Source organism: Blautia sp. LMAG:89 (assembly GCF_008679485.1).
In the GTDB taxonomy this organism is placed as follows: domain Bacteria; phylum Bacillota; class Clostridia; order Lachnospirales; family Lachnospiraceae; genus Blautia_A; species Blautia_A fusiformis.
This window is the reverse complement of record NZ_NANC01000012.1, coordinates 462,121-483,286: the sequence shown is the minus strand read 5'-3', so window position 1 is coordinate 483,286 and position 21,166 is coordinate 462,121. Positions and strand designations below refer to the sequence as shown.

The 21,166-nt window shown below is 46.0% G+C and carries 17 protein-coding genes, 1 tRNA gene and 1 pseudogene; 17 read left to right on the top strand and 2 right to left on the bottom strand.

Annotated elements, in window-relative coordinates; genetic code table 11:
* Nucleotides 1-180: 180 nt before the first annotated feature.
* From CCC70_RS15480 to CCC70_RS15465, 4 genes are all read left to right on the top strand, one after another.
* Nucleotides 181-1,572: an alanine/glycine:cation symporter family protein gene (locus CCC70_RS15480; RefSeq protein WP_287085202.1), complete on the top strand. Its 1,392-nt coding sequence runs from the start codon at nucleotides 181-183 to the stop codon at nucleotides 1,570-1,572.
* Between the two features lie 135 nt (nucleotides 1,573-1,707).
* Entirely contained in the window at nucleotides 1,708-2,310 is a 603-nt protein-coding gene (thrH, locus tag CCC70_RS15475) for a bifunctional phosphoserine phosphatase/homoserine phosphotransferase ThrH (RefSeq protein WP_015524708.1), read from the top strand.
* Nucleotides 2,311-2,326: 16 nt separating this feature from the next.
* Entirely contained in the window at nucleotides 2,327-3,175 is an 849-nt protein-coding gene (locus CCC70_RS15470) for an alpha/beta hydrolase (RefSeq protein WP_287085201.1), read from the top strand.
* Between the two features lie 202 nt (nucleotides 3,176-3,377).
* Nucleotides 3,378-4,484: a DUF362 domain-containing protein gene (locus tag CCC70_RS15465; protein WP_287085200.1), complete on the top strand. Its 1,107-nt coding sequence runs from the start codon at nucleotides 3,378-3,380 to the stop codon at nucleotides 4,482-4,484.
* 599 nt (nucleotides 4,485-5,083) lie between these two features.
* Here the strand turns inward: CCC70_RS15465 and CCC70_RS15460 are convergent.
* On the bottom strand, nucleotides 5,084-5,671 hold the full coding sequence (locus CCC70_RS15460; protein ID WP_015524710.1) for a cytidylate kinase-like family protein: 588 nt from the start codon (nucleotides 5,669-5,671) through the stop codon (nucleotides 5,084-5,086).
* Between the two features lie 311 nt (nucleotides 5,672-5,982).
* Between CCC70_RS15460 and CCC70_RS15455 the strand changes: the two genes are divergently transcribed.
* The 11 genes from CCC70_RS15455 to CCC70_RS15405 all read left to right on the top strand — a co-directional run bounded on the left by CCC70_RS15455 (nucleotide 5,983) and on the right by CCC70_RS15405 (nucleotide 17,749).
* A complete protein-coding gene (locus CCC70_RS15455) occupies nucleotides 5,983-6,315 on the top strand; it encodes an ABC transporter permease (protein WP_118752955.1) in 333 nt (110 codons plus the stop codon).
* 163 nt (nucleotides 6,316-6,478) lie between these two features.
* Nucleotides 6,479-8,524: a M28 family peptidase gene (locus tag CCC70_RS15450; protein ID WP_286187021.1), complete on the top strand. Its 2,046-nt coding sequence runs from the start codon at nucleotides 6,479-6,481 to the stop codon at nucleotides 8,522-8,524.
* Nucleotides 8,525-8,544: 20 nt separating this feature from the next.
* Nucleotides 8,545-9,180, top strand: coding sequence for a GNAT family N-acetyltransferase (locus CCC70_RS15445; RefSeq protein WP_015524714.1), 636 nt, complete (start codon nucleotides 8,545-8,547; stop codon nucleotides 9,178-9,180).
* An 11-nt stretch (nucleotides 9,181-9,191) separates the two neighbouring features.
* A complete protein-coding gene (locus CCC70_RS15440; protein ID WP_287085199.1) occupies nucleotides 9,192-10,868 on the top strand; it encodes an alpha-glucosidase in 1,677 nt (558 codons plus the stop codon).
* 122 nt (nucleotides 10,869-10,990) lie between these two features.
* Entirely contained in the window at nucleotides 10,991-11,803 is an 813-nt protein-coding gene (locus CCC70_RS15435; RefSeq protein WP_118752957.1) for an FAD binding domain-containing protein, read from the top strand.
* On the top strand, nucleotides 11,800-12,270 hold the full coding sequence (locus CCC70_RS15430) for a (2Fe-2S)-binding protein (protein WP_015524717.1): 471 nt from the start codon (nucleotides 11,800-11,802) through the stop codon (nucleotides 12,268-12,270). Before CCC70_RS15435 ends, CCC70_RS15430 begins: the two co-directional genes overlap by 4 nt.
* Nucleotides 12,267-14,561 carry a xanthine dehydrogenase family protein molybdopterin-binding subunit gene (locus tag CCC70_RS15425; RefSeq protein ID WP_186582150.1) on the top strand — a complete coding sequence of 765 codons (2,295 nt, stop codon included), beginning with the start codon at nucleotides 12,267-12,269 and terminating at the stop codon, nucleotides 14,559-14,561. The genes CCC70_RS15430 and CCC70_RS15425 overlap by 4 nt, the downstream gene beginning before the upstream one ends.
* A gap of 1 nt (nucleotide 14,562) precedes the next feature.
* Complete coding sequence (locus tag CCC70_RS15420) at nucleotides 14,563-15,627, top strand: DUF6077 domain-containing protein (protein ID WP_186582149.1); 1,065 nt, start codon at nucleotides 14,563-14,565, stop codon at nucleotides 15,625-15,627.
* A gap of 34 nt (nucleotides 15,628-15,661) precedes the next feature.
* A complete protein-coding gene (locus tag CCC70_RS15415; RefSeq protein ID WP_186582148.1) occupies nucleotides 15,662-16,492 on the top strand; it encodes a hypothetical protein in 831 nt (276 codons plus the stop codon).
* Nucleotides 16,493-16,699: 207 nt separating this feature from the next.
* Nucleotides 16,700-16,771 (top strand) — tRNA-Arg (locus CCC70_RS15410).
* Nucleotides 16,772-16,828: 57 nt separating this feature from the next.
* Complete coding sequence (locus CCC70_RS15405) at nucleotides 16,829-17,749, top strand: SH3 domain-containing protein (protein ID WP_022426066.1); 921 nt, start codon at nucleotides 16,829-16,831, stop codon at nucleotides 17,747-17,749.
* Between the two features lie 65 nt (nucleotides 17,750-17,814).
* Here CCC70_RS15405 and CCC70_RS15400 read toward each other — a convergent pair whose 3' ends face one another.
* Nucleotides 17,815-18,351, bottom strand: a complete 537-nt coding sequence (locus tag CCC70_RS15400) for an N-acetylmuramoyl-L-alanine amidase family protein (RefSeq protein WP_118752960.1) — start codon at nucleotides 18,349-18,351, stop codon at nucleotides 17,815-17,817.
* A 112-nt stretch (nucleotides 18,352-18,463) separates the two neighbouring features.
* Between CCC70_RS15400 and CCC70_RS15395 the strand changes: the two are divergent.
* Both CCC70_RS15395 and ligA read left to right on the top strand, forming a co-directional pair.
* Nucleotides 18,464-19,114, top strand: a pseudogene (locus tag CCC70_RS15395) (pseudouridine synthase); the annotation flags it as partial.
* 85 nt (nucleotides 19,115-19,199) lie between these two features.
* Entirely contained in the window at nucleotides 19,200-21,161 is a 1,962-nt protein-coding gene (gene ligA, locus CCC70_RS15390; RefSeq protein ID WP_186582147.1) for an NAD-dependent DNA ligase LigA, read from the top strand.
* Nucleotides 21,162-21,166 lie beyond the last annotated feature (5 nt).

The following is a 21,166-nucleotide window of genomic DNA, read 5'->3' as shown; positions in this document are numbered from 1 at the left end:
CAATACAAAAAAATTCCGGATCGAAAGATTCGGGATTTTTCTTTACATACAAACAGAAAGCTATTATAATGAAAGACACGCTTTGCCCGTTTAAAACGTTGCAGAAATAAATACAAACAACGGGCAGAAAAAAGAGAACAAAACGATCACATGGGGTGATTGGGGAAAGGAAACAGTAACATGATAGTAACAATGATCGAAAAGGTCTATACATTTCTGTGGGGAGATCTGGTAAAGATTCCGCTTCCGGGAGGAAGTACGCTGGGAATCTCACTTCTGATCCTGCTTCTGATTCCGACCGGTATCTATTTTACCATCAGGACAAAGCTTCTGCCGATCCGTCTTTTTCCGGATATGGTACGAGCCCTGTCAGAAAAGAAAAGTGACAAAAATAATCTTTCAGCATTTCAGACGCTGATCGTATCTACAGCTACCCGTGTGGGAATGGGAAACCTGGTCGGTGTGGTAGCTGCGATCTCGGCAGGAGGTGCAGGAGCGGTATTCTGGATGTGGATCACGGCGCTGATCGGTTCCTCCACTGCTTTTATCGAAGCGACCTTGGCACAGCTCTATAAAGAAAAGGATCCTCTATATGGTGGCTACAGGGGCGGTCCTGCCTACTATATCCACCGCTACTGGGAAGAAAAACAGGGCAGAAAACGAAAAAAGGTTCTGCTTTCCGTTCTGTTTGCCATTTCCGGCCTGATCTGCTGGTGTGGGATCAGTCAGGTTATCAGCAATTCCGTCACGGCATCTTTCAAAAATGCTTTTGATATTCCGCCGCTGTATACTACCATCGTGCTGGTAGTGATCGCAGCTGTGATCGTGCTTCGAAAGAATGCAACGGTTAAAGTTCTGGATCTTCTGGTGCCGGTGATGGCAGTGCTTTATTTTGTGATTACGCTGTTTATTATATTTACAAATCTCGGAAGTATGCCGGGAGTATTTAAGCGGATTTTTGAAGAAGCTTTCGGATTTCGTCAGGCTGTTGCCGGCGGATTTGGCGTCGTGCTGATGAACGGAGTAAAAAGAGGCCTTTTTTCCAACGAAGCGGGAAGCGGCTCCGCTCCCTGTGCAGCAGCGGCAGCAGAATGTGACAGTCCGGTAAAAGCCGGATTTGTCCAGGCCCTGGGTGTATTTGTGGATACGATCGTGATCTGCAGCTGTACAGCCATGATCATGCTTCTGGTCCCGGAAGATCTGGTACAGGGGCTTTCCGGAATGGAACTTCTTCAGACTGCCATGCATTATCATATGGGGCAGTTTGGAGTGATCTTTATTGCTGCAACACTGTTTATGTTCAGCTTTTCCACATTCCTGGGAATCCTGTTTTATGCAAGAGGCAATGTGGCTTATCTTTTTGGTGATAACTGGGGTTCACAAACAGGATATAAGGTGCTGGCACTGGTGATGCTGTTTATCGGTGGGATCGCGGCTTACACATTTGTATGGGATCTGGGAGATGTAGGAATCGGCCTGATGACGATCTTTAATATTTTCATGCTGTATCCTCTTGGGGAAAAAGCACTGAAAGAGCTGAAGATCTATGAATCGGAAAAGAAGAAAAAATAAAACTGTTTACAGACCTTGAGAGCATATGGTAATATCAGGGTAAAGCGCTAAAAGATTAAAGAGTTCTGACAGCCGGAAGAAGTCAGACTCTGTGAAATATCAACGGTAAGTTGGATCAAGAGGAGGATATGAAAGATGTATATTACATGTCTGGACGTAGAAGGTGTACTGGTACCGGAGATCTGGATCGCATTTGCAGAGGCAAGCGGAATCCCGGAGCTCAAGAGAACAACCCGTGATGAGCCGGATTATGATAAGCTGATGAACTGGAGACTTGGAATTCTGAAAGAGCATGGTCTGGGACTGAAAGAGATCCAGGAGACTATTGCAAAGATCGATCCCCTTCCGGGGGCAAAGGAATTTCTGGATGAGCTGAGATCCTTTTCCCAGGTGATACTGATCAGTGATACCTTTACACAGTTTGCAACTCCACTGATGGAGAAGCTTGGACGGCCGACACTTTTCTGTAATTCCCTGGAAGTAGCAGAGAACGGAGAGATCACAGGCTTTAAGATGCGCTGTGAGAAATCCAAGCTGACAACTGTGAAGGCACTGCAGTCCATGGGATTTGAGACTATCGCAAGCGGAGATTCCTACAATGATCTTGGAATGATCCAGGCAAGCAAAGCAGGCTTCCTTTTCCGCAGTACAGAGCAGATCCGTGCAGATCATCCGGAAATTCCGGCTTACGAAGAGTACGATGAACTTCTTGCAGCGATCAGAGAAGCAATGAAATGAAGAAGGGAAAACCGGGATGATCAACGAAAGAATTGTGATCGAAGAAAAAACGAAGGACTATAATGAGGCATGGATAGAGACCTATTTCTGGCAGGAGTCGGAAGAACTCTATCCGGGACAGAAGCGTCCGGTCATAGTGATCTGTCCGGGCGGAGCTTATGGCATGACTTCTGACAGAGAGGCAGAAGCCATTGCTGTCCGGTTTATGGGAATGGGCTATCACGCAGTGGTACTTCGTTATAGTGTGGCACCTGCCAGATATCCGGTGGCTCTCCGTCAGCTGGCAAAAACAGTAGCTTTTCTCAGAGAGAACAGCGATAAGTGGCATATTGAAAAAAATAAGATCATTGTGTCAGGTTTTTCGGCAGGTGGCCATCTGGCAGCTTCTTTGGGAGTATTCTGGAATACTGAGGAGCTGGCCGGAATCACGGGAATGGAAAACGAGAGGATCCGTCCCAATGGCATGATCCTGAATTATCCGGTGATCACTTCAGGGGAAGCTGGTCATGAAGAAAGCTTTCGAAATCTTCTGGGAGATCGTTATGAGGAGCTGAAAGATCGGATGTCTCTGGAATTTCAGGTTACGGAAGATACACCCAGAACCTTTATCTGGCATACCTTTGAGGATCAGACGGTGCTGCTGGATAATACACTTCTCTTTGTTCAGGCACTCTATAAAAAGGGCATTCCAGTGGAGTATCATGTTTTTCCGCAGGGACCCCATGGGATCGGCCTGGCAAATGAGCTGACTGCCAACGAAAACGGCAGAGGGATCGCAAGAGCCTGTGAACCATGGAGTGAGCTTGCAGGAAAATGGCTGAACCGAGAATTCCCGTGGTGGAACGGGGCAAAGATCGAAAGATAATACGAGACTGCTGTGTCGGATAAAATATCCTTTTTACCGGGAAACCGGTAGAGAGGGTATTTTTTATGATTGTGATGCTTGTGATGACTGCTGTATTTGTCGGCTGTTTTGTCTGGCTTATCTGATGATAAAAGCTTTGCAGGGCTTTGGTGTGGATCTGGATCAACATTCACATTGCAGAAAGAAAGGAATTTTGATAATTATGGATAAAAATCAGATTTTTATTACCAGTGGTACGGAATATAAAAGAATGACAAAGGAGCTTCTGGAAAAAGCGGATCTTCAGTCCCATATCGGGGACAGAAAGAAAAAGATCGGGATCAAGCCGAATCTGGTTTCTCCTTCAGAGGCTTCCTGGGGTGCAACGACTCATCCGGAAGTGGTTGCAGGAATTATCGAGTATCTGAAGGAGCATGGCTTCCGGGATATGGTGATGCTGGAGGGATCCTGGGTAGGAGATAAGACAAGGGAGGCTTTTGAGACCTGTGGCTTTGACAGGCTTGAGGAAGAGTATCGGGTGCCGTTCTGGGATATGCAGAAGGATAAGGGTATTTCTGTGGACTGCGGCGGAATGGAGCTGAATGTCTGTGAGCGGGTAAAGGAGCTTGATTTTCTGATCAATGTGCCAGTTCTGAAAGGCCATTGTCAGACAAAGATCACCTGTGCCCTTAAGAATATGAAGGGGTTGATTCCAAATAAGGAAAAGAGACGGTTTCATTCTCTGGGGCTTCATAAACCCATTGCTCATCTGAATATGGGGATACAGCAGGACTTTATTGTTGTGGATAATATCTGCGGGGATCTGGATTTTGAAGATGGCGGAAATCCTGTTGTGATGAACCGGGTGATGGCTGCCTGTGATCCGGTTCTTGTGGATGCATATGTGTGTCAGATGATGCATTATGAGGTAGCTGAGGTTCCTTATGTGAAGCTGGCAGGTGATCTTGGCGTGGGCTGTTCAGATATTTCCAAAGCAGATGTCAGATTTCTGGAGGATGGTGCGGATCAGAGGATGCCGGTATCCAGAAAGGTTGTGGAGCTTGCGGATGCCGTGGAGGAAGTGGAATCCTGCAGTGCCTGCTACGGGTATCTGATCCCGGCATTGGAGATGCTGAAGGAAGAGGGGCTTTTTGAGAAACTGGATGAAAAGATCTGCATCGGACAGGGGTATCGTGGTAAGACAGGAGTGCTTGGTGTGGGACACTGTACCTGTAAGTTTCAGAATTATGTGGAGGGGTGTCCGCCGTTGGAGGGGGATATATATGAGTTTTTGAAAGAGTATATTGGTGAACGGACGCCGGGGAAGTGACAGTCCTCCGGGCCGGACTCCGTCGGGGGATGCTGCTAAGGTTCCGTGAGCCGGCTAAAACCATTGCGGAAGGGCCCAGAACTCACCTTCGGCTCAAACAGCTGGGCCCTTCCGCAATAACGCCGTCTCCCGCAACCTAACCATCATCACCCCTTCTCCGTAGCAGCCCGGAGGACTGTCACTTCCCCGGCTGACGTTTCAGCCGGAGAGGTAGAAGCGGACGCGTGGTGTCCTGTCCTTACGTTTTGATGAGTTGAGCGTCCGCAGTTGGAGGTGTGGGAAGAATAGCGTCTGGTCAATAAATATTTTGGTGTTGCTCAATGTGTTGGAATGGTGGGAAGGATACGTCTTCTTGTTGAAAGGTGTTATGCCGATGAGATCGGCACAGCCTGGCGTTTTAAACAAACGCAAAATCCATCACCCTGTCAACAACGTAACATAACTAAAACGTACGGTTCATAGCGGGGCCTGAGGGAAGGGGTGCAGGGGAGGGGAAACGGCCTTTCGCAACTACGAGTGCTTCCCCTCCCCTGCGGTTTCACTTACGCTTCCAAAGCGTAAAAACATTTTTCAGAAAAAATTTTCAGAAAAAAAGAATCCTAAAGACATCTCTTTACAATCTCAATAATCTGCTCCATAGAAAACCGGCTGCTGTCAATACAGAGATCATACTGTGTCATATCCAGCCATTTGCTGTCTGTAAAGTATTCATAGTAAGCCTTTCTCTCTTTATCCATTTTTTTGACCAGTTTCCGTGCGCTGGCTTCTTCTCTGCCGGTACGGCGTATCACATTCTGAACTCTTTCCTCAAAAGGTGCATGGATAAAAAGTTTAAGTGATTTATCCTTCAGGATACTGGTTGCACAGCGGCCGACAATTACGCAGTCCTCTCTCTGCGGAAGGGACAGGATGATCTTTCTCTGGAGATCATAGAGCACATCGTTCATTGGTACAAAAGAGAAATTATCTGTAAACTGCAGCTCACTGTCAACGGGAAATACCCACTGACTGGCTTTTTTCTCGTCTACCTTTGCCAGGGTGTCGAAGGGGATATTGTTTTTCTTGGCAGCCATGTCGATCAGTTCTTTATCATAAAAACCGATGTCCAGGTTTTCAGCCAGAGTCTTGCCGATAAGGCGTCCGTTGCTTCCAAACATACGATTGATGGTGATAATACGTTTTGCCATAAAGATACCTCCTTTATCTCGGACCGGAAGCAGGAATATCTGATTTCCGGTAGTTTTTCTTACTTCTTTTATAACATATTTCGGTAAAAAATACCAGAAAATAATATATAATTTTTAAAATAATATTTAATATATACAAAAAATAATGGTAGCAGACAGAAAATATAATTAATTATTTGTATTTGTATATGAAAAATAGGATGCCTTTTTCACTGGGTTTTCACAGATCACACAAAGACTTTACACATTTTTTCTTTTAAATATTTTTAAAACAGAGAGAACATACACAGCATATTTGGAGGTTAAGGAAAATGAAACGACGGCGTAAAAGGCTTATGGTGATCATCCCGTTTTCTACTATGACCAGGCTTGCGGATAATGTACTGGATGTGACCATGTTTTACGCATCCGGAGCAGATGAGGATAGCCTGGAGCCGGCAGAAAATGCGTTTACAGAGCTCCTGATGGAACGCTTTGAGCAGGACGAAGACGCTTTTTCCATTGTGGATCAGTCAGAGATCATGGAAGCCATGTCTGGTGTCACCAACACCATGTCTCTGATGATCGGTGTGCTTTTTGGCCTGTATCCGGCTAACAAGGCAGCATCCAGGAAGCCTATTGATGCGCTTCGGTATTCCGGCTAAAAAGAAATTATAATAACGTGATTTGTGAGATGGATTTTTTGTCAGAACAAATCGCGTTTTTTTATCTGGAAATCCGCACATTGATAAGGTATAATCTATAACAGTTAGAGGAATATCTCTGCCGGGAGGACGGAACTGCCGGCAGGGAACTGCCGAGAAAGGGATGACAGTAAATTTGAACATCGTGGAGAAATGTGTTTCATGCTTGAATATAAAAGAATCTTATGATCTGGCCAGGCGCATGGAACAGGAAAAAACAAATCCGGTTCTGGGATACCGTACAGCAGGCTCCCTGGCAGAGCGAAAAACCGGAGATATGCTTTTGGAAGAAATGAAAAAAGCCGGTTTCACACAGGTAGAAAAAGATAAGATCCGTGTGGATGCATGGGAATTTAAAAAAGCTGTGATGCGCTGCCATGACAGAGAGGGAACCTGCCGGGAGATCCAGCTTGGCGCATATCAGACAGATTTTAAGACCAATGGCTTTCAGAGGTTTGATCTGGTATATCTTGGAAAGGGTACAGCTGACGAATATAAGGATATCGATGTGAAAGGAAAGCTGGTTCTTATCGAGATCAATCAGAGAGAAGAATGGTGGATCAACTACCCGGTGTATCAGGCACACCTGAAGGGTGCAGCAGCTCTGATCGCCGTACAGAGCAGAGGATACGCACAGATCGATGATACGGCTTTGAATGCACAGGATATCGCAGGACCTTCCTGTGCGCCTGCATTTTCCATGTCACGGGCAGATTTTCTTATGATCCGTCAGCTGATGGAGGAAAAAAATGAGAATGGGAATCGTGTTCCGGAGCTTTCCGTGGAATTTGATGCGGACACAGAGGTGATCAAAGACCAGTATACCTACAATATCGTTGGCAAAATCCCGGGAACCGATTCGGATTCCATGATCCTGTTAAGTGCTCACTATGATTCCTATTTTGAGGGATTTCAGGACGATAATGCGGCAGTGGCCATGATCATTGGAATTGCCAGGGCGCTGCTCCGTGGTGGCTATAAACCTCGCCATACTATTGTGGTATGTGCTCTTGCAGCAGAAGAATGGGGGATTTCCGACACAAAATATGACTGGTCCACAGGTGCTTACCGCCAGGTATTTGATGCGAGACCGGAGTGGCAGGGGCACGTGATCGCAGATCTGAATTTTGAGCTTCCGGCTCATGCACACAGTACCAGAGATGCAGTACGATGTACCTATGAGTATGCGGATTTTGTGCGTAGCTTCGTGGATGCTGTGCAGATGCCGGAGGGGATTTATCCGGAGGGCATGACCACGTTGTACCCCATTGAAACCTGGTCTGATGATTTTACCATGGCTATTTCCGGGATCCCGTCCATGGTCAATGATTTCAGCGGTGGTCCGTTTATGGAAAATTATTATCATTCCCAATACGATAACCAGGATGTTTATGAGGAAGAGGTATACAGATTCCATCATGAATTTTATCTGAAACTTCTTCTGGCTATTGACAGCCTTGCTCTGCCGCCAATGGATTTCGGGCGGGTACTGGACCAAAGTATTAAGACCCTGGATACGGATCTGTGTATGCAGATCGGCGCCGACAGTACACTCCTTCTGAAAAAAACAGAAGAGGCAAAAAAAGCGGCTGCCATCCTTGCAGAGCAGGTACGGCACTTCAACAGCCTTCCGGAAGAAAAACGTGACTGGAAAAAAGCCGATGCCATTACCGAAAAGCTTCTCGGTGTATTCCGGAAATCCCAGGATTATCTGGTACGTCTGGACTGGGATGACAATGTGATCTTTCCGCAGCAGGCAGTGCAGAACAATCTTTATGCACTGAAGAAAGCGATGGGATATCTGGAAAAAGGAGAGATCGCACCTGCGCTGGAGGCTTTTTACAGTATTGACAACAACTGTTATGCCTTTCAGTTTGAGCGGGAAGTCTTTTATCATTTTACGGAATATATCTTGAAGCAGTCCCCGGATCGCCTGATGTGGGGGAAGGGCAGGATCATCCACCATGAGAACCTTTATGATCTTGTGGAAAGTCTGAAGGAAAAGAAGCCGGGTGACAGTCTGGAGGCAGAAAAGCAGAGCCTCAAGGAAGCCTGGGAAAGACAGAAGCGTTATTATGCCGATGATATTGAATATCTGATCCGTGCAGTGGAAAAGCTCAGGAATCTGATCTGCGAGGTCAGTGATATGTTTGAAAAAGGAACAGAATAAAACCATACCTGGAGGAAAGAATGGAAAGCCATAATTTATACCGAGTGAAAGAAGAAGATCTGGATAAGCTGATCCGGATATTGACCGTATGTTTTTCGGAGGATCCTCTGTATCATGCACTGATCCCGGACAGGGATACCAGAGAACGGCTGATGCCGGAGCTTTTTACCTGTGATCTTACGGAGTTTTTTGAGACCTGCGAGATTTATGCAGACAGCAGTGAGTTGAACAGTATCCTGGTAGTATCCGACGGAACAGAGCATGAAGCAGCCTTACATAATCTGATGGTGGATTTTTTTGCCCTTCTGAAAACAGATGGCTATCTGATCAAAGAGGATCCAAGTCTTGCGACCCTGCGGAAATTCATCCAGGGAAAAGACTATCTGAATTCCAGCTGGACTTCCCAGCTTCATACAGCAGAAAGACTTCATGTGATCTATCTGGCAGTGGCGCCGAAGATGCAGCATCACGGTCTTGCTGAAAAGCTGATGGATGAGGTGATCGATTATGCGGACAGGCATAAGTTGATGATCTCTCTGGAAACCCATAATCCGGCAAATGTTTCTATGTATGAGAAATTCGGATTTAAATTATACGGCATTGTACAGAAAAAAGGATTTGATCTGAAGCAGTACTGCATGATCAAACAGGCATAGGAGGAATTACGATGAAACGAAAATGGTGGCATGACAAAGTGGTATATCAGATATACCCCAAGAGCTTTTATGATTCCAACGGAGACGGAATCGGAGACATCCCAGGAATCATCAGCAAGCTTGATTATCTTAAGGAACTGGGAGCAGATATCCTCTGGCTTTCCCCAATCTATAAATCTCCCCTTGCAGACCAGGGATATGACATTGCAGATTATTATGCGATTGATCCGAGGTTTGGGACCATGGAGGATATGGATCGTCTGATCGCAGAAGCAAAAAAAAGAGAAATGTACATCCTTATGGATCTGGTGGTAAATCACTGCTCCGATGAGCATGAGTGGTTTCAGCAGGCTATTAAGGATCCGGACGGAAAGTATGGAAATTTCTTTTATATCCGGGACAAAAAGTATGGCAAAGCTCCCTGCAACTGGAGAAGCTATTTCGGTGGTCCGGCATGGGAAGAGCTTCCGGGACATCCGGATAAACAGTATCTCCATGTATTCCACAAGAAGCAGCCGGATCTCAACTGGGAGAATCCTGAAGTAAGAGAGGAAGTCTACAAAAACATCCGCTGGTGGATGGAAAAAGGGCTTGGCGGATTCCGTATTGATGCCATTATCAATATCAAGAAGAAGCTTCCGTTTTCCGATTATCCTGCCGATCGTGCAGATGGGCTCTGCAGCGTCGGGAGGATGCTGGAGGAGGCAGAAGGGATTGGAGAATTTCTGGGAGAGATGGCTGAGAAGTGTTTTCATCCCTATGATGCTTTTACTGTAGGAGAGGTCTTCAATGAAAAGGAAGATGAGATCAAAGATTTTATCGGAGAAAACGGATATTTTTCATCCATGTTTGATTTTGAAGAAACCTGTTACGGAAAGAGCGAGGATGGCTGGTATGCATCCAAACCGTACCTGACTCCGGAAGAGTACAAGAAGTGTATTTTCCATACGCAGAAAAAGATTGGGGATACCGGCATGATCTCCAACATTATTGAGAATCATGATGAGCCAAGAGGTGTCTGTCACTATATTTCTCCGGAAGATCGCTGTCCGGATTCAAAGAAGCTCCTGGCAGGTGTTTATTTCCTGCTGAAGGGAATTCCGTTTATTTATCAGGGGCAGGAGATCGGTATGGAAAATATGGAGTTTACTTCTATGGCTCAGATCGATGACATCAGTACCATCGATGAATACCAGGTAGCGCTCCGTGCCGGATGCAGTGAAAAAGAAGCGCTTGATGCTGCTTCCGCATTTTCCAGAGACAATGCCAGAACTCCGGTACAGTGGAGCGCAGAGAAAAATGCGGGATTTTCAGAAGGAGAGCCGTGGCTTGGGGTCAATCCCAATTATAAGGAGATTAATATAGAGTCCCAGTTAACGGATAGTAATTCCCTCCTTTCTTTCTACAAAAAGCTGACTGCATTGAGAAAAGCTCCGGAATATAAAGAAACGCTTGTATACGGAACATTCGCTCCATATCAGGAAGAACAGAAGAATCTGATCGCATATACAAGAAACGGTGAGAAAAATCTTCTGATCCTGGGAAATATGCAGGCACAGTCACAGAAGGTATCTTTGCCGGGAGAAGTAAAAGAGGTGCTTCTGAATAATCAGAAAGCTGTGGAGATCACAGAAAAAGAGATCATTTTGAAACCGTATCAGTTTATCGTTCTGGAGACCGCTGACTGATGCGGCATCAGAACAGCAGAGAAAAAAACAATAGCTATTTAGCTGACAGTCTGTTAAAATAAATGCTCGGCTGAAAAAACAGCCGTAAAGAAAGAGAATGAGAATTCAGAAGGGAATAAAGTATGCTGAAGATAAAGAATTACGTAAAGGCAGAAAGCCTTGAACAGGCATATGAACTGAACCAGAAAAGAACAGCCTGTGTGCTGGGCGGTATGGTCTGGCTGAAAATGGGAAACAGGAACATCATGACAGCCATTGACCTGTCAGGTCTTGGGCTGGATACTATTACAGAAACAGAAGAAGCATTTGTGATCGGCTGCATGACACCACTTCATGCGCTGGAAACCCACAAAGAGCTGAATGCCTATACAAACAGTGCTATCCGTGAAAGTGTACGGCACATTGTGGGTGTGCAGTTTCGAAACTGTGCCACAGTGGGCGGAAGTATTTTCGGAAGATTCGGATTTTCCGATGTACTGACCATGTTTCTGGCACTGGATACCTGGGTGGAGCTGTACAATGGCGGAACCATTCCGCTGGCACAGTTTGCATCCATGGAAAAGGATAACGATATCCTGGTAAATATCATTGTAAAAAAACAGCCGCTGAACAGTGTGTACTTAAGTCAGCGGAACAATTCCACAGATTTTCCTGTGCTCACCTGTGCGGCCGCTCTTATTGACGGAAAAGCAAGAACTGTCATTGGGGCCAGACCCGGAAAAGCAATGATCGTGGAAGATGAAGAGGAAATCTTAAAAGATTTTGTACAGATGGATGCACAGCAGAAAAAGGATGCAGCAGCATCTTTTGCCGCATATGCGGCGGAACATGTTTCTACAGACAAGAACATGCGTGCTTCAAAAGAATACAGAAGTCTTCTTGTGAAAGTCCTTACAAGAAGAGCCTGGGAAGAGATCGGAGGGAGAGCAGAATGAATATCACTTTCTGGCTGAATGGTGTAAAACGGCAGGCCGAGGTACGTCCGGATGAACTGCTTCTGGATTTCCTGCGGAAAAACAGCTGTTACAGCGTAAAACGTGGCTGTGAGACTGCAAACTGTGGTCTCTGTACTGTGCTGATGGATGAACGTCCGGTACTGTCCTGCTCCATGCTGGCTGCCCGCGCAGACGGGAAACGGATCGTGACTCTGGAGGGAATGCAGGAGGAAGCAAAGGAATTCGGCGCTTTTATGGCAAATGAGGGAGCAGAGCAGTGCGGCTTCTGCAATCCGGGATTTATCATGAATGTATTTGCCATGTTAAAGGAACTGGAAGATCCCACAGAAGAGGATATCCTGGAGTATCTTTCCGGAAATCTGTGCCGTTGCTCGGGATTTGTGGGACAGACCAGAAGTATCCTGAAATTTCTCGACTATAAAAAAGGACAGGAGGAAGGAAAATGAAATACGTAAACAAGCCGGTGCCAAAAACAGATGCAATGTCGCTGGTAACCGGAAAACCGGTCTATACCGATGATCTTGCACCTTCTGACTGCCTGATCGTCAAGATCTTAAGAAGTCCTCATGCCAATGCCTGGGTGGAAGAGATCAAGACAGATGCTGCAAAGAAGATCGAGGGGATTGCCTGTGTTCTGACCTATGAGGATGTTTCCCACAAAAGATTTACCCTGGCCGGACAGACAGCGCCTGAGATCAGTCCATGGGATCGTTATATCATAGATAAGCATGTGCGTTTTGTAGGGGATCCGGTTGCCATCGTAGCCGGTGAGACAGAAGAGGCAGTAGATAAAGCCCTGAAGCGCATTAAGGTAAAATATCGTGTGGAGGAAGCGGTTCTGGATATCCACACAGCCAAGGATAATCCCATTCTGGTGCACCCGGAGGATGATTGGTATATGCCGATCCCGGCCGGCGGAGATAATAAGCGTAATCTCTGTTCCTCCAATGTAGAAAAAGTGGGTGATGTGGATGCCATGCTGGAAAAATGTGCGTATACAGTAGACCAGGTTTACCACACAAAGGCAAATCAGCAGACCATGATGGAGACCTTCCGTACCTACTGTTATATGGACCATTTTCAGAGACTGACGGTGGTTTCTTCCACTCAGATCCCGTTCCATATCCGAAGGATCGTAGGAAATGCGCTGAACATTCCGTCTTCCAAAGTTCGTGTGATCAAGCCTCGTATCGGCGGGGGCTTTGGTGCAAAACAGTCTTCTGTCAGTGAGGTTTTCCCGGCACTGGTAACATGGGTTACCGGGCGTCCGTCCAAGATCGTTTTTTCCAGAAAGGAATCCATGATCGCGTCTTCTCCGCGTCATGAGATGGAAGTCCATATCCGTATGGGTGCAGATGAAAACGGTATTGTAAAGGCAATCGATCTTTATACTCTTTCCAACACCGGTGCCTATGGAGAGCATGGGCCTACAACCGTAGGACTTTCAGGCCATAAATCCATTGCACTGTATCGTCATACGGAAGCCTACCGTTTTGCCTATGATGTTGTTTACACCAATATGCAGGCAGCTGGCGCTTATCGTGGCTATGGTGCCACACAGGGTATTTTTGCTGTGGAGTCCGCAGCAGATGAGCTGGCTCATAAGATGGGGATGGATCCGGTAAAATTCCGCGAGCTGAACATGCCTATGGAGGGAGAGGCACTTCCGGGATATCCGGATGTACCGATCAACGGCAGCTGTACCATGGATAAATGCCTCGCCCGTGCAAAGGAAATGATCGGATGGGATGAGAAATATCCGTTCCGTGATATGGGTAACGGCAAAGTACGGGGTGTCGGTATCGCTATGGCCATGCAGGGCTCATCTATTGCAGGAATCGATGTCGGCGGAGCAGACATTAAATTAAATGAGGATGGTTCCTATACCCTGGCACTTGGATGTTCTGATATGGGAACCGGCTGTGATACCATTCTTGCTCAGATGGCAGCAGACTGTCTGGATACAGATATGAAAAATATCGTGGTATTCAGTGTGGATACAGATATTTCTCCCTATGATTCCGGTTCTTATGCATCTTCCACAACCTATGCAACCGGAAATGCCGTGATCCAGGCCTGCGGAGAACTCAGAAAGAGAATCCACGCTTTTGGCGCACAGATGCTTGGAGTATCTGCAGAGGATTCTGATTTTGACGGAGAAAAAGTCCGCACAGAAGACGGAAAAGAGGTAACGCTGCAGCAGATTGCAGGAAGAGCGACCTGTGGAGTCTGCAGTGAGCTTCAGGTTGTAAAAGAATATTCTTCTCCGATCTCTCCGCCACCGTTTATGGTAGGTGCCGCTGAAGTGGAGGTCGATAAAGAGACCGGACAGATCGATGTCATTGATTATGTGGGCGTGATCGACTGTGGAACTCCGATCAATCCAAATCTTGCCAGAGTGCAGGCAGAAGGCGGTATCGGTCAGGGAATCGGAATGGTTCTGTATGAGGATGTGCAGTATACAGATAAGGGAAAGATCCGTAACAATTCTTTTATGCAGTATAAGATCCCCAACCGTATGGATATTCCGAAGGTGCGGATCGAGTTTGAGAGCAGCTACGAGAAGACAGGTCCTTTCGGTGCAAAATCCATTGGTGAGCTTGTGATCGATACACCTTGTCCGGCTATTGCCAATGCGGTTTATAATGCAACAGGTGTACGTGTCAGAGAGCTCCCGATCACTCCGGAGAAGGTTGCAATGGGAATCCTTGCCAGAGAAGCCGGAGAGAAGGTGTGAAATGCAGGAGCTGATACTGGCAATTGCCGGACTGATCCTGGAGCTGCTGGTATTTTTCTGTGCAGGAAGTCTGCTGACACGGATACTGAAAATGAAGGCGGAAGTAACCATGGAATTGGTCTTGGGATATCTTCTGTATTTTGCGGCTTTTGAGATACTTGCAGTTCCTATGACACTGAAATGGGTAAAACTGAGTACCTTTTCGTATCTGTGGATGGTGATCATGGCAGCTTGTGTACTGGCAGCATGTCTGTTTGCGCATAAACTTTGGAAGGGACAGCTGGACCGGATAGGAGAAACATTTCGGAAGCATTCACTGCTGCTGCTTTTGACCGCTGCGGCAGTGATCCTGCAGTGTTTTCTGGTGGCTGCATATCAGGATGTTACTGCAGATGCAACACATTATATTGGTGCAGTAAGCACTTCTGTGTATACAGACACTCTTGCCCGATACAGTCCGCTTACCGGTGTTATCCAGAGAAATTTTAATCTCCGCTATGATCTTTCTGCATATCCGATGAACAATGCGGTGTGGTGTGTCCTTCTGGGCATCCACCCGATCGTTCAGTCCAAGGTCGTGATGTCTGTGATCAACATGCTGATGATCAATCTTCTGATCTACCAGATCGGAAAAAGCTTTTTTCGTGGAGATGAAAAAAAAGCAGACCTGATGGTTCTTTTTGTGTGTCTGATGCAATTGTTTTCTTTTTCTATCTATACAACAGGAACCTTTGCGTTTATGCGGATTTATGAAGGGAAGGCCCTGCTGGCAAATATTTCCATTCCGGCAGCGCTTCTGGTAAGTATACGGCTCTGGCTCAACAAAGATGGCAGAAATAAAGAGAGCTGGGTACTGCTTTTCATTGCTGCAGTCAGTGCGTTGACGTTTTCAGGATCCTCCCTTATTTATCCTGCAGTAGTCAGTACGGCGATCCTTCCGGTGATGGTACTGAAGAAAAAGCTTTCCTACGCGATTCCCTATGCACTTTGTATGCTGCCGGGATTTTTGTATGCCCTGGTTTATTTTTCGGCGAAGCTTGGATGGATCGCATTTCCGGCATCATAGGAAACTGGGAAGATACTATGGATAGGAGAAGAAAATGGCGGGAGTAACGATCGAAGAACTGGGACTGCGTTTTGTGCAGATCTGTATGGAAAATTACTGGAGTGGCTGTCTGCTGCCTGTATTTTTTCTGGCAGGTATACTCTGGGATATTTTTTACCGCAGGAGAAAAGAATCCAGAGTGTTCCTGTATTATCTAGTCTTTCTGGCACTTACGGTATATAATCCGGTTCTTGTAAAATATGTGATACCAAAGGTACATTTTGAAAGTGAATATTATCGTTTTATCTGGATCCTTCCGGTGATCCCGGGTGCTGCCTATTATGCTGTACGGATCGTAGAAGCGGTAAGGTTTCGATGGCTGAAGGCTGTAACAGCGCTGATCCTTGCGGCAGTGATCGTCACTACGGGGACACCTGTTCCCGGCATTGCAAAAGATTATGTGATGGCGGAAAACATCTATAAAGTCCCGAATGAGCTGCGCTCAGTATGCGATGTGATCCATCAGGACTGCGATAAAGAACAACCCAAGGTTGTTTTTGACAATGAGCTGAATCTGGTGGCTAGACAGTATGATCCGTCACTGATCCTTGTTTTGGATCGTAATTTTATCCTGTATCGTGCAGGAAGTACTGTGGTAGGAAACTACGAAAACAGCAAGGCCTACCAGATCCAGAAAGTGATCATGGATGTGATCAGTTATCAGATGGATGTAGGGATCGATAAGTTCCGGCAGGTATTGAAAAGAACGGAAACCGATTATCTCGTTCTTCCGATAGATCTTACAAATCATGACTATATTCGTCAGGCAGGATGTACCCCTATTGCACAGACAGAAAAATATGTGGTATACAGGTTTGAAGGGTGAATGTGTTCGCCCTTCTGGCCTGGAAAAATGACTAAAGTGCGTAAAATGATACGGAGAACGGAGTGAATAGCAACCATAAAATGTATGATGAATATGTACTGTTTAAAAAAATCTTTACAATTTCATGGATTTGTGTTAAAATCATAAACAGTGTAAACCTACTTTGATAATTTCATACCTGAATTTAGAAGTTATGTTTTTCATTATGCACCTGTAGCTCAGTGGATAGAGCAGTGGTTTCCGGTACCATGTGCGGGGGTTCGATTCCCTTCAGGTGTGTTACCCGGAACAGTGGGAATTGTTCCGGCGTGTTGTTATGATAAGGAGGACAAGAACTTGGATGATTTCAGAGAATGGTTATCAGATAACCTTCGCTATTTTATGTTAGGCGGAGCCATTCTGGTGATCGTGCTTGTTCTGATCTTTGGCGTCCGCGCCTGTGTTGGAGGTAAGAAGGGGAATTCCAATAAAGATCAGACAACAGCCCAAAGTAACCAGGAAAATGATCCTTCTTCTCCGGCAAATGATGGGGAGACAGACGAGAAGAAAGACGCCAGTTCCGCGGCAGATACGGATGCGGAGACAACCATGGAAAAAGCCAGCACGGAAGTAACCGAGCTGATTCAGAGCTATTATAAAGCTTTTGGGGAAAAAGACATTGCAACACTTAAGACGATTGAGGACGGATTTACGCCGGCTGACGAGTCGCAGATTAATTCAAGGGATTATATTGATGGGTATGAGGTACAGAATGTTTACGCTAAGAAGGGACTGACGGACGATTCGTATGTCGTTTATGTAGTCTTTAATTATATCTGTACTGGAATTGAGACTCCGGTTCCGGCACTGAGCCAGTTTTATGTGGAGACGGGCAGTGACGGCAATCTGAAGATCAAAGGTGGTGCTGATGACGATGCAGATATCAGTGCCTATGTGAAAAAACTGGAATCTGAGAAGGATGTGCAGGAGCTTATCACAAAGGTAAAGACGGACTATGAAGCTGCGCAGGAGAGTGATCCCTCGCTGGCAGAATTCCTTCAGGGCCTTGGTGAAGATGCCAGTGCTTCCGCAGATGCAGGAACAATGCTTACAGTTACAGAGGATTGTAATGTTCGTGCTTCCGCAGATTCAGAGGGTGAGGTTATCGGTGGTTTTTCTGCAGGAACGGAAGTTGAAAAGAAAGGGCAGGAAGGCGACTGGATACAGGTTGATTATGATGGACAGACCGGTTATGTCTATAGTGGTCTGTTAGAATAATAAGGGTTAATAAAATGCAGGTTCCGGAAGAACCTGCATTTTTGTTGCTCTGATATAACGAAAGATCATTTTTTGAGTGAACCGTCTGCTGCCAATGTGTATTTTTTTCCATTTACGGTGATGGTTCCGGTCTGCATGATTCCGTCTTCGTCCAGATAATAACGTTTTTTGCCTAGGGTGATCCAGCCGGTCTGCATGATTCCGTCCTTATTGAAATAATATCGATGACCATCTGTGTCGGTAAGCCATCCGGTATAGGCGGTTCCGTCAACCATAAATTTCCAGTTGGTGCCATCCGGTGTCCAGACTCCGTTTTCTGCCTCCGGCGAAACCTTTTCTGTTTCGGGAATCTCTGTGGGAACAGGAGACGGTGTGGCGGAAGGTGAGGGAGCGCCGGAAGATATCGATACATCTGTATGGTGATCGCGATCTGAACTTGGTTCAATAGTCGAAATATCGCTGGTATTTATGGAAACTACGGAAGTACTGCTGCTTTCAAAAGGACCGGCCGATGACTGGGTAAAGAGAATACCGCAGATCAGACACAGGAAAACAGCGACAAAGATCAGCAGCCGGTTCATACGTGGAGTATGCTCTGACATGTTTTTCCTCCTGATATTTAAGTATATTTCTGTTTATCATACAATAATGAGAAAGAAAATACAAGAAAAATAACCGGTTGCGAACGCATGAGAAAAAATATATAATAGAACAATGGACGAAAAAATCAGAATCAATAAATATTTAAGCGATATAGGAGTCTGCTCAAGAAGAGAGGCAGACCGACTGACAGAAGCGGGGAGAGTTACTGCTAATGGAGAACTGGTTTCCACAGGAATGAAGATCCTTCCGGATGCGGAGATCTGTATTGACGGAAAGCCTGTAAAAAAACAGGAAAAAAAGATCCTACTTCTTTTTCATAAACCAAAAGGGATTGTCTGCAGCACCAAGCAGCAGCGGAATGAGATGACAGTAACAGAATATCTGGATTATCCGGTGCGGATCTATCCCATAGGACGGCTGGATAAAGATTCCGAAGGACTGCTTCTCCTTACCAATGAAGGAGATCTGGTGAACCGTATCATGAAGGCGGGGAACTACCATGAAAAGGAATATCAAGTGACCGTGAATAAACCGGTGACAGAAGAATTTATCCGTGGTATGGGCGGCGGAGTGCCGATCCTTGATACGGTCACACGTCCCTGCAAGGTTACAAAAACAGGGAAAAACAGTTTTCGTATCATCCTTACCCAGGGTCTGAACCGCCAGATCCGTCGTATGTGTGAATATTTCGGATATAAAGTCGTAACACTGAAACGTGTTCGGATCATGAATCTGTATATTGATGGCCTGGAAGAGGGGAAATATCGTGAGATCCGGCCGGAAGAACGAAAAGAACTGGAGGAGATGCTTTCCTCCGAAAAATCAGAAAAAAGGACGGGAGGAAGCCATGAACGAATCATCCATAAAAAAAATGAAAGAGCTGGGAGAAAAGCTCCGGGAAGCGTCCAGGGCCTATTATCAGGAAGACAGGGAGATCATGTCCAACGTGGAGTACGACGCCCTGTACGACACTCTGAGCGCACTGGAGAAAGAAACAGGGATCGTTCTGGCAGACAGTCCAACCGTTAATGTAGGATATGAGGCAGTGGAGCAGCTCCCAAAGGAGGAACATGAGAGACCGATGCTGTCTCTGGATAAGACCAAAGAGAGAGAAGCTTTGAGAGAGTTTATCGGGGAACATCCTACACTTTTATCCTGGAAGCTGGATGGCTTAACGATCGTGCTTACCTATGAAAACGGAGAGCTTATAAAGGCAGTTACCAGAGGAAATGGTATTGTGGGAGAGGTTATTACCAATAATGCCAGAGTATTTAAGAACATACCTCTGAAAATTTCTTTTAAAGGGAGACTGGTACTTCGCGGAGAAGCCATCATTACCTATTCGGATTTTGAAAAGATCAACGAAACCATCGGAGATGCAGATGCCAAATACAAAAATCCCAGAAATCTCTGCAGTGGTTCTGTCCGCCAGCTGAATAACGAAATTACAGCGAAGAGAAACGTACGGTTTTATGCTTTTTCTTTAGTGAGTGCGGAAGACGTGGATTTCCGGAATTCCAGGGAGGTACAGTTCCGGTGGCTGAATGAACAGGGCTTTGAGGTTGTGGAATATCGAAAAGTCACAGCGGAAACTCTGGATGAAGCGATGGATTACTTTGCGGAAGCAGTTACGACCAATGATTTTCCGTCAGATGGGCTTGTGGCATTGTATGATGATATTGCTTACGGAGAATCTCTGGGAACTACGGCCAAGTTTCCAAGGAACGCCATGGCATTTAAATGGGCCGATGAGATGCGTGATACGAGACTCCTGGAGATTGAGTGGAGCCCGTCCAGGACCGGACTGATCAATCCGGTAGCAATTTTTGAGCCGGTGGAACTGGAAGGCACCACAGTGAGCAGGGCCAGTGTGCATAACATCAGTATCATGAAGGAACTGAAGTTGGGGATCGGAGATACCATTCGTGTATACAAAGCAAATATGATCATTCCTCAGATTGCGGAAAATCTGACCGGAAGCGGTAATGCACCGATCCCGCATACCTGTCCGGCCTGCGGACAGGAAACGGTAGTAAAGAAAGAAAACGATGTGGAATGTCTTTTCTGCGTCAATCCGGGATGCCCGGCCAAGAAGATCAAATCCTTTGGGCTTTTTACAAGCAGGGATGCCATGAATATCGACGGACTTTCCGAGGCAACACTGGAGAAATTTATTGCCAGGGGATTTATCCATGACTTTGGCGATATTTTTGAGATCAGCCGGTATAAAGATGAGATCGTGGAAATGGAAGGCTTTGGGCAGAAATCCTATGATAATCTTATGGAAAGTCTGGAACGGGCGAAAGAGACTACACTTCCAAGGGTGATCTACAGTCTTGGGATCGCAAATATCGGTTTGGCTAATGCAAAGGTGATCTGCCGTCATTTTGACAATGATCTGGACAGGATACGTCATGCCAGTCTGGAAGAGGTCAGTGATATTGATACCATCGGGCCGGTCATTGCCGGAAATCTGGTAGCTTATTTTAGGGATGAGGATAATAATCGCCGCCTGGATCATCTGATGAGATTTCTTCATATTCAGGAGGATAGTCCCAAACAGGAACAGATCTTTGAAGGAATGAATTTTGTGATCACAGGAAGTCTGGTGCACTTTGGAAATCGAAGTGAGGCCAAAGAGCTGATCGAATCCCTGGGAGGCAAGGTTACCGGTTCAGTTACCAAAAAGACCAATTATCTGATCAATAACGACATCCAGTCCAATTCATCCAAAAACAAAAAGGCAAGAGAACTGGGGATTCCGATCCTTTCAGAAGAAGATTTTCGGAAACTTGCCGGAGTGCAGTAAAGGCC